This is a genomic window from Streptomyces ferrugineus, assembly GCF_015160855.1.
Classification (GTDB): Bacteria; Actinomycetota; Actinomycetes; order Streptomycetales; family Streptomycetaceae; genus Streptomyces; species Streptomyces ferrugineus.
This window is the reverse complement of sequence record NZ_CP063373.1, coordinates 3,137,737-3,151,628: the sequence shown is the minus strand read 5'-3', so window position 1 is coordinate 3,151,628 and position 13,892 is coordinate 3,137,737. Positions and strand designations below refer to the sequence as shown.

Below are 13,892 nucleotides of genomic sequence, written 5' to 3'. Positions count from 1 at the left end.
CCCTCAGCCCTTGGCCACGGCACGCAGCCGGTCCATCACGTCGGCCCGCAACTCGGCGGGCTCCAGGACCACCACGTCCGGCCCGAACTCCACCAGCCAGGCATCCAGGCCATGACCGTACGGAATCTCCAACTCGTCCCAGCCGTCCCCGAGTTCCCGCACCGCGGTGGCCTTCGCCCGAAGGGGGTACCCGGCGTCCGTCCGCAGCCGGATCAGCGCGGAGCGGTCGGCGGTCTCCCCCGCCCAACTCGCGACCGTCTCCCGCACGGTGACGACATCGGGGACCTCGGCGGTGAAGCGGCCACTGCGGCTGCGCACCCTGCCGGTGATCCTCGACAGCCGGAACACCCGCTCGGCGCCGCGGTCGCGGTCCCAGCCCGCCAGATACCAGTGGCCGCGCCAGCACTCCAGCGCCCACGGCTCCACATGCCGCGGCTCGGGGCGGGCGGCGGTGGCCTTGCGGTAGTCGAAGACGACCGGGCGACGGTCCCGGCAGGCCAGCATCAGCGGCTCGAACGCGGCCTCGTGCACCGGGATACGGGGCTCGAGCGCGCCATGCGCCTCGTACGGGTCGACGTCCTCCGGCAGCCCGGCCGCGCGCAGCTTCTGCAGGGCACCGCTGGCCGCGCCCGCGAGCCGGGCCTGCTGCCACACCTTGGCGGCCAGGCCCAGGGCGGCGGCCTCCTCGGCGTCGAGGGTGATGGGCGGCAGCCGGTTGCTGTCGCGGCGGGCCAGATAGCCGACCTCGCCGTCGAGGTTCTCGACGGTCTCGATGACCAGGCCGAGCTCGCGCAGATCGTCCTTGTCGCGCTCGAACATCCGGTTGAAGGAGTCGTCGGAGCCGGCTTCCAGATAGGCCTCGATGGACTCACGCAGCTCGCGCTTGCTCAGCGGCCGCCGCGTCCCGAGCAGACACAGCGCCAGGTTCATGAGCCGCTCGGCCTTGGCAATGGCCATCGACGCCCTTCGCCTTCCCTATGGTGCTTACGGACGATGACCGTACCGCCCCGAAGTGGCGGGGCAAAAGCCGAGGGCCCATGCCCGCACAGGCATGGGCCCCAGGCAGTCGGGTCCGGTCGCGCGCCGATCAGTCGTTCGCCGATCGGTCGCGAGGATCAGACACCGAGCAGGTCGACCACGAAGATCAGGGTCTCACCGGGCTTGATCGCCGGGGTGGGGCTCTGGTTGCCGTAGGCGAGGTGCGCCGGGATGGTCAGCTGGCGGCGGCCGCCGACCTTCATGCCCTGCACGCCCAGGTCCCAGCCCTTGATGACGCGGCCGCCGCCCAGCGGGAAGCGGAACGGCGTACCGCGGTTCCAGCTGGCGTCGAACTCCTCACCCGTGCTGAAGGACACGCCCACGTAGTGCACGGTGACGGTCTGGCCCGCCTGCGCGACCTCGCCGTCGCCCTCCCAGATGTCCTTGATCTCGAGGTCCGCCGGGGGCTCGCCGCCGGGGAAGTCGATCTCGGGCTTCTCCATGCTCACTGCAGTGACTCCTCTGTGGTGCGTACGTCATACGCGATGACTATGGGCAACCTGCCCAGTCTTACATCACGGCGAGGATGTCGACGGCGAAGACCAGCGTGGAGTTCTTCGGGATGCCCTGCTGCTCCTGGTCACCGAAGGCCTGGTCCGGCGGCAGGACCAGCAGCACCCGACTGCCGGCCTTCTTGCCCGCGAGACCGTTCTTCAGACCCTTGATCGCCATCTGGTCCAGCGCGAACGTCTCCGTCTTCCCCCTCTGGTACGTGCTGTCGAACTTCTTGCCGCCCTCCCACAGCAGCGCGACATAGTTCACCACCACGGAGTCGGTGCCCTTGACGACGGCGCCGTCGCTCTCCAGGACGTAGTTGGAGACCAGCTTCTTCGGCGGGTCGGTGTCCTTCGGCATGGTCACCTCAGGCGCCTTGCCGTCCGTGTTCGTACCGACCTTCGGCAGATCGGTGCTGTCCTGGGCGACCTCCGTGCCCTTGGCCGAGGCGGGGATGGACGTGCCCTTCACGATATCCACGACGAACACGAGCGTCGCGTTGCCCTTGATCTCGCCCTGGCCCTGCGGGCCGTAGCCCTGGTCCGGTGGGATGACCAGCTCGACCCGGCTGCCGACCTTCTGCCCCTGCAGGCCGCTGTCCCAGCCCTTGATGACACCGCCCGCACCCAGGGTGAGCGAGAACGGCTGGCCGCGGTCGAAGCTGTTGTCGAACGGCTTCGACTCGTCGTACTCCTGGCCGAGGTAGTTCACCTCGGCCGCATCGCCCTTCTTGAGCTCGGCGCCGTCCCCCTCCTTGATGACCTCGACCTTCAGCTCCTTCGGCGGATCGCCCTCCCCCTTGGCCAGGGTCGGCTTCTGCCCGAACTCGGCGCCCTTGGTGATCGCGGGCACTCCGTTCTGGGTCGAGCTGGAGTCGGAGCCCTTGTCGTCGCTGCCGCACGCCGACGCTGAGAGCAGCAGCAGCGGCACGACAAGAAGGCCTGCAATTCGGCGCACGTGTTCCTCAGATCTCAGACAGCACTGTGGTCGCCCGCCACTCTAGGCTGCGCGACGGGCCCCGTACGAGAACGTACGGGGCCCGTGGCACGTTTCCTCAATCCCGGGGTCACATTCCGGCGATCAGTTTCTCCACCCGGTCGTCCACCGAACGGAACGGGTCCTTGCACAACACCGTGCGCTGCGCCTGGTCATTGAGCTTGAGATGGACCCAGTCCACGGTGAAGTCGCGGCGCTGTTCCTGGGCCCTGCGGATGAAATCGCCGCGCAGCCGGGCCCTGGTGGTCTGCGGCGGAACGGACTTGCCCTCGAAGATCTTCAAGTCGTTGCAGATCCGCGCCGCCTGCCCCTTCTTCTCCAGCAGGTAGTACAGGCCACGACGCCGGTGGATGTCGTGGTAGGCGAGGTCTATCTGCGCGACCCGCGGATGCGACATGGTCATGTTGTGCTTGGCCCGGTACCGCTCGATGAGCTTGTACTTCATCACCCAGTCGATCTCGGTGCCGATACGGTCGAGGTCCTCGGTCTCGATCGCGTCCAGGGTGCGGCCCCACAGCTCCAGGACCTGCTCGACCGTGCCCGTACGGATCCCGCGGCGCTCGCAGAAGTCCACGGCCTTCTCGTAGTACTCGCGCTGCACCTCCAGCGCCGAGGCCTCCCGGCCACTGGCCAGCCGCACCTTGCGCCGGCCCGTGATGTCGTGGCTGACCTCGCGGATCGCCCGGATCGGGTTCTCCAGGGTCAGATCGCGCATCACCGTGCCCGCCTCGATCATGCGCAGCACCAGGTCGGTGGCGCCGACCTTGAGCAGCATGGTCGTCTCGGACATGTTGGAGTCGCCCACGATGACATGCAGCCGCCGGTAGCGCTCGGCGTCCGCGTGGGGCTCGTCGCGGGTGTTGATGATGGGCCGGGAGCGGGTCGTCGCCGAGGAGACGCCCTCCCAGATGTGCTCGGCCCGCTGGCTGACGCAGTAGACCGCGCCGCGCGGCGTCTGCAGCACCTTGCCGGCACCACACAGAAGCTGACGCGTGACGAGGAACGGAATGAGGATGTCCGCGAGCCGGGAGAACTCCCCGTGCCGCGCCACGAGGTAGTTCTCGTGGCAACCGTAGGAGTTGCCCGCCGAGTCGGTGTTGTTCTTGAAGAGGTAGACGTCGCCCGCGATTCCCTCCTCGTGCAGGCGTCGTTCCGCGTCTACCAGGAGTCCTTCCAGAATGCGTTCGCCGGCCTTGTCGTGGGTGACCAGCTCGGTCACGTTGTCACACTCGGGTGTCGCGTATTCCGGATGCGATCCCACGTCGAGATAGAGGCGGGCGCCGTTCCGCAGAAAGACATTGCTGCTGCGGCCCCATGACACGACACGGCGGAAGAGGTACCGCGCCACCTCGTCAGGCGACAGGCGGCGCTGTCCCCTGAACGTGCACGTGACGCCGTACTCGTTCTCCAGCCCGAAAATGCGGCGGTCCATGACTGAACATTACGCCCGATCCCCTGAGCTGAAACGGGGTTCGGCAGCACGGTTTGGATCATTTTCCGATGAAGCCGCAACGACCGCACCCCTGGCGGGAGCTGCGAGGACCCGCCCCGTGGCCAGCAGGACCAGCAACGACACCGCCCCCGCGGCCCCCGGCACGGCGAACCCCCAGAAGGCCCCGCCCGCCTCGACCACCGGCCCCGCAAGGCCCGTACCGACCGACGCGCCCACCGTGAACGTCGTCACCAGCCAGGAGAACGCCTCGGTGACCGTCCCCCGCGGCGCATGATGGTCCACCAGTACGAACGCACACGCGATGCACGGCGCCAGGAACACCCCCGCGAGCACCGCCAACAGGGTCATGGCCACCGCGCCCGGCATCAGCATCAGCGGCAGGTAACACACCGCCAGAAGCGCTACCAGCACCCGTAGTCGCCGCGCCGGCTCCCCGCCCCACTGCCGCGCCCCGTACACCGTGCCACCGACCAGCGCGCCCAGCCCCAGGCCCGCCATCAGCCAGCCGTACACCACATCGCCGCCGTTGTCGTCCGCGTACGACACCGCCGCCACCGCGATCGACCCCATCGCCACCCCGACGAACAGGAACGCGGCCAGCAGCACCAGCAGCCCCGCCGAACGCAGCGCCCCCAGCCAGTGCGCCTCACGCGGCGCCGAGCGCCACGCGCGCGAAGGCGGCGACACCACCACCGACAGCGCGCCGAGCACCCCGATCACGTTCAGCACCAGCAGCGCCGCCTGCGCCGACCACAGCGACGCGCACAGCGTCAGCAGCAACGGACCCACCGTGAACATGACTTCCTGCGCCACCGCGTCCATCGCATACGCCGTGTGCACCTGGCCCTCCTTGTGCAGGACCGACGACCACAGCGCCCGCAGACCGCCCTCCAGCGGCGGCGTGAACAGCCCGGCGGCCGCCACCGCGACGTAGGCCGTCGTCAGCGCGCCGATGCCCGCGAAGGCGAACACGGCCATCGCCAGCGCCGAGGCGACCGCCGCGGGCAGCTGCACCCTCGGCTGCCCGTACAGGTCCACCAGCCGCCCCAGCAAGGGCTGACCCACCGCGTTGGCGACCCCGTACACCGCCGCCAGCGCCCCGGCCAGACTGTACGAACCGCCCTCCGCACGCACGAACAGCACGATCGCGAGCGCGGCCACCGCGTTCGGCAACCTCCCTATGAGCGTGCCGACGAGCAGCCGGGCGGCGTGCCTCGCCCTGAGGATCTCCACATATGCGCCGGTCATCAGCCGCGCCGCCCTCCACCAAGTTTTACGTATAACGCCCTGCGTCATACGTACCATGAGCCCTGTTCACGAGTCCAGACGAAGGAGCAGGCGGACGGTGGCACCCGGCAGCACCCGCCCCACCAGCCGAGACGTCGCCCAGGCAGCGGGCGTCTCCCAGGCCGCGGTCTCCCTCGTCCTCGGCGACAAATGGCGCGGCCGCGTCTCCGAGACCACGGCCGAACGCGTCCGCCAGGCAGCCCGCGAACTCGGCTACCGCCCCAACCTCGCCGCCCGCAACCTGCGCCTCGGCCGCACCCGCACCGTGCTCCTGGTGGTCCCCGCCCTCACCACCGAATTCTTCGCGGGCGTCTACACCGGCGCCGCCCGCATCGCCGCCCAGCACGGCTTCGGCGTCGTCCTCTACCCCTCCCCCGAAGGCATCGGCCCGGCCCGCGACCCCTTCGCCTCCGCACAGGCCGCCCTCGACGGCGTCATCGCCTCCTCCATGGCCGCCGACGCCCTCACCGCCATCCGCGGCGACCAGCTCCCCCTCGTCATGCTCGACAGCGACCCCGAGGGCAGCCTCGGCGCCGCGACCGTGAACCTCGACATCACCGACGGCGTCCGACAGGTCGCCGAACACCTGCTCGGCCTCGGCCACCGCCGTTTCCTGCACCTCGCGGCCGACGTGGCCTCCTGGACCTTCGACGTACGCGCACGCGAGCTCGCCACACGCATCGGCCACGTACCCGGCACCTCACTGCTCACCGTCCAGGCACCCATCGCCATCGAAGGCGCCCTGGCCGCCGCCGGCACCGCCCTCTCCGCCAAAGGCCCCCGCCCCACGGCGATCATCTGCGACGACGACAAACTCGCCGCCGGCGCCTACAAGGCCGCACGACGCCTCGGCCTGCGCATCCCCGACGACATCTCCGTCACCGGCCTCGATGACCTCGCCCTCGCCACCGCCATCGACCCCGAACTCACCACCGTCCGACTCGACGCCGAACTCTTCGGGGAACGGGGCATGCAAGCCCTCCTGGCCGTCCTGGAAGGCCGCGAACCCGAGGAGGGCGACATTCCGGTCCAGCTCGTCGTCCGAGGCTCCACAGCCCCGCCCAGCGTGCCCTGACACCCCCTGAACGCCCTGTGCCCCGGCCGAGCGGGCGGCCAGGGCACAGTACGGGCGAAGCGGAACTACTCCTCGGAGGCGCCGGACTCCTCCGAGTCCTCACCGTTCTCGGAACTCTCGGCCTCGGTCGCCGCACCGCCGGCCTCCAGCAAGCGACCCAGCTGACGACCCACGATGCGCTTGAACTTCCGCGACTGCGGACGCGTACGGTCCAGCACCGCGACCTCGAGACGCTCGGCCGGGATCTCCCGCTGCGTACCGTTCGACTCACGGGACAACGCCTGCACCGCCAGCTTCAGCGCCTCGGCAAGACTCATACCGTCCTGATGACGCTGATCCAGATAATTACTGATCAACTCGGCATTGCCGCCGACCGCCACCGAACCGTGCTCATCCACGATCGACCCGTCATGAGGCAGCCGATAGATCTGATCACCCTCAGGGGTCTCCCCCACCTCGGCGACGACCAGCTCCACCTCATACGGCTTCTCGGCCGCGGACGAGAAAATCGTGCCCAGCGTCTGCGCGTACACGTTCGCCAGACCCCGAGCCGTCACGTCATCACGGTCATAGGTGTAACCACGAAGATCGGCGTAGCGGACGCCACCGATCCGCAGATTCTCGTACTCGTTGTACTTGCCGGCGGCCGCGAAACCGATCCGGTCATAGATCTCGCTGAACTTGTGCAGCGCACGGGACGGGTTCTCGCCGACGAACACGATGCCATCGGCATACTGCAGCACAACCAGGCTGCGACCACGGGCGATGCCCTTGCGGGCGTACTCCGCCCGGTCGGCCATGGCCTGCTGGGGTGAGACATAGAACGGCGTCGACACCGGTTATCCGTCCCTTTCTGTCGAAGTCACAGGATCACCTTGATAAGACCGAACCCGCCGCCTACAGCAGCGCGGCCCGCGGGCCGTCGGGCTGCTCCAGGCGCCGCTCCAGAATGGAACGCGCGATCTCGGAGGACTCGTCATCGCCGAGCCGACGGAAACCGTCCTCGGTGATCACGGTGACGATCGGGTAGATCCGGCGGGCGACATCGGGACCACCGGTCGCCGAGTCGTCGTCAGCCGCGTCGTACAGGGCCTGCACGACGAGTGTCGTGGCCTCGGCCTCGGTGAGGTCATCACGGAAGAGCTTCTTCATGGCGCCACGCGCGAAGATCGAACCCGAGCCGGTGGCGGCGAAACCCTGCTCCTCCGAACGACCACCGGTCACGTCGTAGGAGAAAATCCGCCCCTTCTCCCGGTCGACGTCGAACCCCGCGAAGAGCGGCACCACAGCCAGCCCTTGCATGGCCATGCCCAGGTTGGACCGGATCATGGTCGACAGCCGGTTCGCCTTGCCCTCCAGCGAGAGCTGAGCGCCCTCGACCTTCTCGAAGTGCTCCAGCTCCAACTGGAAGAGCTTGACCATCTCGACAGCCAGACCGGCGGTGCCGGCGATACCGACGGCCGAGTACTCGTCCGCCGGGAACACCTTCTCGATGTCACGCTGGGCGATGACATTGCCCATGGTGGCGCGCCGGTCACCAGCGAGGACAACGCCTCCAGGGAAGGTCGTGGCCACGATCGTGGTGCCGTGCGGCGCCTCGATCACACCCTGTGTGGGCGGCAGTTGACGCTTACCGGGCAACATCTCCGGCTGATGCTCGGAGAGAAAGTCCATGAACGAGGACGACCCAGGCGTCAGGAAGGCAGCTGGTAGACGCCCGGTGCTACGAGTGTTGGCTTCCACGCGATTCCTTCCAAGTAAGCGGCGGCCCGGCGGACGGCGTCGGGATCGTCTCCCAACTTGCCGATGGCCGAATTGCAGTTGAAGCACAGTACGCCACGGACCCTACCCGTCTCGTGGCAGTGATCCACATGTACGGCCGGAGCTTTCAGGCAGATCACGCAGAGCCCCATTTGAGAGGCGATCATCTCGTCGCGTTCGGCTTCGGTGATGCCGTAGTGACGCTTGAGGTGGCCAGCCCGCCCCTTAATCGCCTTGCATGACTTGCAGAGCGTCGCGAAGCCGTCCGAAGCGCTGCGATTCCGCGTCCACTCACTGTGCGGTTTGATCTTGCCGCACGTGCGGCAGTACTTGTGGCCTGCGGGTACGTCCACTCGCGGCCGCACGTTGCGCCCCTTGGCCACCTGCCGCGCCTGGTGGTACGCCGACGCGCACTCCCGGCAGTAGACCTGCAGCCCATCACGCATCGCCTTGTTCCTTGCGAAGGCTGTCCGCGGCTTATCCTCCTCGCACCGCGGACAGCGCTTCACACCTTGCTCTTCTTGCACTCGATGCCCCCGTCAGCCGCAGACCTTCGATTCGAAGGGAAAAGCGGCCTACTGCCCACCTTTTTGCACAAATGAGCGAACGAAATCCTCTGCGTTCTCCTCGAGCACATCATCGATTTCGTCCAGAACCGAGTCGACGTCATCGCTCAGCTTCTCCTGCCGCTCCTTGAGGTCCTCAGAAGCCTGCGTCTCAGCCGCCTGCTCCTCGACCTCCTCAGTGGAACGCGTGGCCTTCTGCTGTCCGCCGCCGGTGTCCTTGGTTGCCATATCCCTCACCCCGCTCAGTTCGCCCGACATGGTCGACAGGTCGGCTTTCCTGCCGATCGGTGATGATCAGACCCTACAAGCCGGGTCTGACATCGGCCCCGCAGTTTCTCCAACGTACGGGGACCACCTCGATGATTCCCGGACGCCGGGTTTTCCACCCCGCTCAGCCGATGTCCGGCCGATATGGCCCGCCAGCCGCTCAGCCGCCTGACAGGACCCTGACCAGGTCTTCTGCTGTGCGGCAGCGGTCCAGGAGTTCCTTGACGTGATTTCGCGTTCCGCGAAGTGGTTCGAGGGTTGGAACGCGCTGGAGGGAGTCCCGGCCGGGCAGGTCGAAGATCACGGAGTCCCAGGAGGCGGCGGCGACGTCGTCGGCGTACTGCTCCAGGCAGCGGCCTCGGAAGTACGCGCGTGTGTCCTCCGGCGGCTTCGCCTTCGCCCGTTCGACGGTCTCCTCGTCCATGAGGCGCTTCATGCGGCCGCGGGCCGCCAGACGGTTGTAGAGGCCCTTCTCGGGGCGCACGTCGGCGTACTGGAGGTCGAGGAGGTGGAGCTTGGCGGCGTCCCAGTCGAGGTTGTCGCGGCGGCGGTAGCCCTCCATGAGCTCCCGTTTGGCGACCCAGTCCAGTTCGCCGGCGAGGCTCATGGGGTCGCGCTCGAGGCGGTTGAGGGTGTCCTCCCACCGGGACAGGATGTCCTTGGTCTGGTCGTCGGCGTCCGCGCCGTAGCGCTCCTCGACGTACTTGCGGGAGAGCTCGTAGTACTCCATCTGGAGCTGGACGGCGGTGAGTGTGCGGCCGCTACGGAGGGTGATGAGCCGCTTCAGGGACGGGTCGTGCGAGACCTGGTGCAGCGTGCGAACCGGCTGGTCGACGGCCAGGTCCACCGCGATGAAGCCGTCTTCGATCATCGACAGGACCAGCGCCGTGGTGCCCAGCTTCAGGTACGTCGAGATCTCCGAGAGGTTCGCGTCGCCGATGATCACGTGGAGGCGGCGGTACTTTTCGGCGTCGGCGTGGGGCTCGTCGCGGGTGTTGATGATCGGGCGCTTCAGGGTGGTCTCCAGGCCGACCTCCACTTCGAAGTAGTCGGCGCGCTGGCTGAGCTGGAAGCCGTGTTCGTGGCCGTCCTGGCCGATGCCGACGCGGCCGGCTCCGGCGAAGACCTGGCGGGAGACGAAGAAGGGGGTGAGGTGGCGCACGATGTCGGAGAAGGGGGTCTCCCGCTTCATCAGGTAGTTCTCGTGCGTGCCGTAGGAGGCGCCCTTGTTGTCGGTGTTGTTCTTGTAGAGGTGGATGGGCTGGGCGCCGGGCAGCTGGGCGGCGCGTTCGGCGGCCTCGGCCATGATGCGCTCGCCGGCTTTGTCCCAGAGGACGGCGTCGCGCGGGTTGGTGACCTCGGGGGCGCTGTATTCGGGGTGTGCGTGGTCGACGTAGAGCCGTGCGCCGTTGGTGAGGATCACGTTGGCGAGACCGATGTCCTCGTCGGTGAGCTGGCTGGCGTCGGCGGCCTCGCGGGCGAGGTCGAAGCCTCGCGCATCCCGCAGCGGGTTCTCCTCCTCGAAGTCCCAGCGGGCCCGGCGGGCCCGGTGCATCGCCGCCGCGTAGGCGTTGACGATCTGGGATGAGGTGAGCATGGCATTGGCGTTGGGGTGGCCGGGGACGGAGATCCCGTACTCCGTCTCGATGCCCATTACTCGCCGTACGGTCATGCGGCCCTCCTTGCCCGGCGGCACCCTCGGTCGTGGGCGCCGCACAAGTACCGCTGGCGCTCGGTTGCGTGTGCGGTGCCCGTCCCCGCACTGCGCGACTCGGCGGTACGGAAGAGCCTAGAGCGCCTTTGCCCTGGTGGGGAGATCATTTGCGTCATTGCCTCGCCTGCGAGCCTCCGCCTGAAAAACAGTGGGCTGCGGGTACCCGGTGAGGGCACCCGCAGCCGCCCTGTCTTTTACAGGTACTGACCGGTGTTGGCCACCGTGTCGATGGAGCGTCCGGTGTCCGCGCCCTGCTTTCCGGTGATGAGGGTGCGGATGTAGACGATCCGTTCGCCCTTCTTTCCGGAGATTCGGGCCCAGTCGTCCGGGTTGGTGGTGTTGGGCAGGTCTTCGTTCTCCTTGAACTCGTCCACGCAGGCCTGGAGGAGGTGGGAGACGCGCAGACCCTTCTGGTTGTGCTCGAGGAAGTCCTTGATCGCCATCTTCTTGGCGCGGCCCACGATGTTCTCGATCATGGCGCCGGAGTTGAAGTCCTTGAAGTAGAGGACTTCCTTGTCGCCGTTGGCGTAGGTGACCTCCAGGAAGCGGTTCTCCTCGGACTCGGCGTACATCTGCTCGACCGCGGTCTGGATCATGCTCTGGACCGTGGACGCCTTGCTGCCGCTGTGTTCGCCGAGGTCCTCGGAGTGCAGCGGGAGGCGTTCGGTGAGGTACTTGCCGAAGATGTCCTTGGCGGCCTCGGCGTCGGGACGCTCGATCTTGATCTTCACGTCCAGGCGGCCGGGGCGCAGGATGGCGGGGTCGATCATGTCCTCGCGGTTGGAGGCGCCGATCACGACCACGTTCTGCAGGCCCTCGACGCCGTCGATCTCGGCGAGCAGCTGGGGGACGATGGTGTTCTCCACGTCCGAGCTGACGCCGGAGCCGCGGGTGCGGAAGAGGGATTCCATCTCGTCGAAGAAGACGATGACGGGTGTGCCCTCGCTGGCCTTCTCACGGGCGCGCTGGAAGACGAGGCGGATCTGCCGCTCGGTCTCGCCGACGTACTTGTTGAGGAGCTCGGGGCCCTTGATGTTGAGGAAGAAGCTCTTGCCGGCGGCCTGGCCGGTGACCTCGGCGACCTTTTTGGCCAGCGAGTTGGCCACGGCCTTGGCGATGAGTGTCTTGCCGCATCCGGGGGGCCCGTACAGGAGGACGCCCTTGGGCGGCCGCAGTTCGTGCTCCTTGAACAGGTCGGGGTAGAGGTACGGGAGCTCGACGGCGTCGCGGATCATTTCGATCTGGTTGCCGAGGCCGCCGATGGATTCGTAGCCGATGTCCGGTACTTCTTCGAGGACGAGTTCCTCGACCTCGCTCTTGGGGACGATCTCGTAGACGTAGCCGGAGCGGGGTTCGAGCAGGAGGGCGTCGCCGGGTCGGATGGTGACGCCCAGCAGCGGCTCGGCGAGCCGTACCACCCGTTCCTCGTCGGTGTGCCCGAGCACCAGGGCGCGTTCGCCGTCCTCGAGGATCTCCTTGAGGGTGACGATGTCCCCGACGCGCTCGAATTCCATGGCTTCGACCACGTTGAGCGCTTCGTTGAGCATCAGTTCCTGGCCGCGCCGGAGGTCGTCGAGTTCGACGCTCGGGCTGACGTTCACGCGGAGTTTGCGGCCTCCGGTGAAGATGTCGGCGGTGCCGTCCTCGTTCGCGGCGAGGAAGACGCCGAAGCCGGCCGGTGGCTGTGCGAGCCGGTCGACTTCCTCCTTGAGGGCCACGATCTGGTCGCGGGCCTCACGGAGCGTGTTGGCGAGTCGCTCGTTCTGTGCGGACACGCCGGCCAGGTTGGTCTGCAACTCGACGATCCGCTCTTCGAGAATCCTCGTGTGTCGCGGAGAGTCGGCGAGCTTGCGTCGCAGGACGGCGATCTCCTGCTCAAGGTAGGCGATCTGCCCGGCCGGGTCTTCGGACCCCCGTCCCGGGCGGATGCCGCGGTTCATGTCGTCGTCGTGGGCTGCCACGGTCCTCACCTCCTCCAAGGGGAGCTGGACGCTTCCAGACCCTACCTGGGTGGGTGTCGATTGAAACCCCTAGATCACAAAGACGGTCGGGGTGTGTCCGATCTTCACCCTTGCGCTCTCCCTCACGCCAGGGGAATACCCACCGCACATGATTGGAACCCAGTCGAAGGTAGGGTCGAAGCGTTCAACACCCGTCAGAGCTGGCCGGATTCCCGTTCGGCTCGACGCAGGAAGCGGCAGGAGAGATGAGCGTGGAGCGGACGGCCGGGGTCGAGGGTGAGGCGCTGGAGGTCTGGATCGATCAGGATCTCTGCACCGGGGACGGGATCTGCGCCCAGTACGCGCCCGAGGTGTTCGAGCTGGACATCGACGGTCTGGCCTATGTGAAGGGCGCCGGAGACGAGCTTTTGCAGGCCAGCGGGGCTACAACGCCCGTGCCGCTGCCGCTTCTCACCGATGTGGTGGACTCGGCGCGGGAGTGCCCGGGCGAGTGCATCCATGTGCGTCGGGTTTCGGACAAGGTCGAGATGTTCGGCCCGGACGCCGAGTGACCGGTCCCGTACGGGGTGTTACGACTGTCTGATTTCTCACAGCGGTCGGTGGCGGAGATCAGACGCTGCGGGCACCGGAGGGTGTCGAGCGGGCGAACGCGCCGTTCTTCCACTGCCATTTCGCGTTGTCCTTCACGTCGGGGCAGCAGCGCGGTACGTCGTCGGACGAGTAGCCGAGCAGGTCGGCCTCGACGGCTCCGTCACGGACGGTGATGTCACTGACGGTGTTGCTGTCCTTCGGGTCGACGAGGGTCGCGACGAGGCGGGCCGCGGCGGTGTCCTTGGCGCGGGTGAGGACGTAGACGCCGTCGGGCGGGGTGCCCATGGGTGAGTCGCAGTGCACGACGGCCACGGTTTCGGGGCTGCCGTCGCCGTCGAGGTCTCCGGTGGCCTTCTTCACCACGATCGCTTTCACCGGGCCGCATTCGAGGGGGAAGTCGACGCGTGCGGGGTCGGGGGCCGCGGCGGCCGCGGGGGCGTGCCGTGGTTCCGGGCCGGCCGGCTGGGCCGCTGTCGCCGGGTTGGGCTGCAGGACCGAGGAGAACGCCACGACACCGGCGACCGCTGTGGCGGTGGCGAGCCAGTGGATGGGCCGGGTGTGGGTGTGTGCCAGTTCCGGGACGGCGGATTGCTGCACTAGGAGTGTCTCCTGTGAGGGCTGTGCCGGTGGGGGTGGGTGGCCAGCATCGTGCCACACGTCACAGTGCGGGGGAACGGCAGGGGTGTGG

14 protein-coding genes are annotated in these 13,892 nt (G+C 67.7%); 2 read left to right on the top strand and 12 right to left on the bottom strand.

The window, feature by feature from the left end; translation table 11 throughout:
• Positions 1 to 3: 3 nt before the first annotated feature.
• From IM697_RS14390 to IM697_RS14370, 5 genes are all read right to left on the bottom strand, one after another.
• Positions 4 to 957, bottom strand: coding sequence for a helix-turn-helix transcriptional regulator (locus IM697_RS14390; protein ID WP_194048083.1), 954 nt, complete (start codon positions 955 to 957; stop codon positions 4 to 6).
• Between the two features lie 158 nt (positions 958 to 1,115).
• Positions 1,116 to 1,487, bottom strand: coding sequence for an FKBP-type peptidyl-prolyl cis-trans isomerase (locus IM697_RS14385; RefSeq protein WP_194048082.1), 372 nt, complete (start codon positions 1,485 to 1,487; stop codon positions 1,116 to 1,118).
• A gap of 61 nt (positions 1,488 to 1,548) precedes the next feature.
• Positions 1,549 to 2,490, bottom strand: a complete 942-nt coding sequence (locus IM697_RS14380) for an FKBP-type peptidyl-prolyl cis-trans isomerase (protein ID WP_194048081.1) — start codon at positions 2,488 to 2,490, stop codon at positions 1,549 to 1,551.
• 109 nt (positions 2,491 to 2,599) lie between these two features.
• Positions 2,600 to 3,961, bottom strand: coding sequence for a Pup--protein ligase (gene pafA, locus IM697_RS14375; RefSeq protein WP_194048080.1), 1,362 nt, complete (start codon positions 3,959 to 3,961; stop codon positions 2,600 to 2,602).
• Between the two features lie 9 nt (positions 3,962 to 3,970).
• The gene (locus tag IM697_RS14370) at positions 3,971 to 5,230 is read right to left on the bottom strand and encodes an MFS transporter (RefSeq protein WP_194048079.1); all 1,260 of its coding nucleotides are present in this window, start codon (positions 5,228 to 5,230) and stop codon (positions 3,971 to 3,973) included.
• A 97-nt stretch (positions 5,231 to 5,327) separates the two neighbouring features.
• On the opposite strand from IM697_RS14370, the gene IM697_RS14365 reads away from it, so the two are divergent.
• Positions 5,328 to 6,344 carry a LacI family DNA-binding transcriptional regulator gene (locus IM697_RS14365; RefSeq protein ID WP_194048078.1) on the top strand — a complete coding sequence of 339 codons (1,017 nt, stop codon included), beginning with the start codon at positions 5,328 to 5,330 and terminating at the stop codon, positions 6,342 to 6,344.
• Between the two features lie 65 nt (positions 6,345 to 6,409).
• Here the strand turns inward: IM697_RS14365 and prcA are convergent, their stop codons facing one another.
• The 6 genes from prcA to arc all read right to left on the bottom strand — a co-directional run bounded on the left by prcA (position 6,410) and on the right by arc (position 12,613).
• Complete coding sequence (prcA, locus tag IM697_RS14360; RefSeq protein WP_194048077.1) at positions 6,410 to 7,180, bottom strand: proteasome subunit alpha; 771 nt, start codon at positions 7,178 to 7,180, stop codon at positions 6,410 to 6,412.
• Positions 7,181 to 7,241: 61 nt separating this feature from the next.
• Positions 7,242 to 8,087, bottom strand: a complete 846-nt coding sequence (gene prcB / locus IM697_RS14355) for a proteasome subunit beta (RefSeq protein WP_194048076.1) — start codon at positions 8,085 to 8,087, stop codon at positions 7,242 to 7,244.
• Positions 8,039 to 8,551 (bottom strand): endonuclease VII domain-containing protein, encoded by a 513-nt coding sequence (locus IM697_RS14350; protein WP_228044664.1) that lies wholly within the window; start codon positions 8,549 to 8,551, stop codon positions 8,039 to 8,041. The genes prcB and IM697_RS14350 overlap by 49 nt, the downstream gene beginning before the upstream one ends.
• 129 nt (positions 8,552 to 8,680) lie before the next feature.
• Entirely contained in the window at positions 8,681 to 8,899 is a 219-nt protein-coding gene (locus IM697_RS14345; RefSeq protein ID WP_019757212.1) for a ubiquitin-like protein Pup, read from the bottom strand.
• 199 nt (positions 8,900 to 9,098) lie between these two features.
• Positions 9,099 to 10,610 carry a depupylase/deamidase Dop gene (dop, locus tag IM697_RS14340; protein ID WP_407699628.1) on the bottom strand — a complete coding sequence of 504 codons (1,512 nt, stop codon included), beginning with the start codon at positions 10,608 to 10,610 and terminating at the stop codon, positions 9,099 to 9,101.
• Between the two features lie 236 nt (positions 10,611 to 10,846).
• Positions 10,847 to 12,613, bottom strand: a complete 1,767-nt coding sequence (gene arc, locus IM697_RS14335; RefSeq protein ID WP_194048074.1) for a proteasome ATPase — start codon at positions 12,611 to 12,613, stop codon at positions 10,847 to 10,849.
• Between the two features lie 245 nt (positions 12,614 to 12,858).
• Between arc and IM697_RS14330 the strand changes: the two genes are divergently transcribed.
• Positions 12,859 to 13,164: a ferredoxin gene (locus IM697_RS14330; protein WP_194048073.1), complete on the top strand. Its 306-nt coding sequence runs from the start codon at positions 12,859 to 12,861 to the stop codon at positions 13,162 to 13,164.
• Between the two features lie 58 nt (positions 13,165 to 13,222).
• On the opposite strand, the gene IM697_RS14325 is transcribed toward IM697_RS14330, so the two are convergent.
• The gene (locus IM697_RS14325) at positions 13,223 to 13,801 is read right to left on the bottom strand and encodes a hypothetical protein (RefSeq protein ID WP_194048072.1); all 579 of its coding nucleotides are present in this window, start codon (positions 13,799 to 13,801) and stop codon (positions 13,223 to 13,225) included.
• Positions 13,802 to 13,892: the final 91 nt, after the last annotated feature.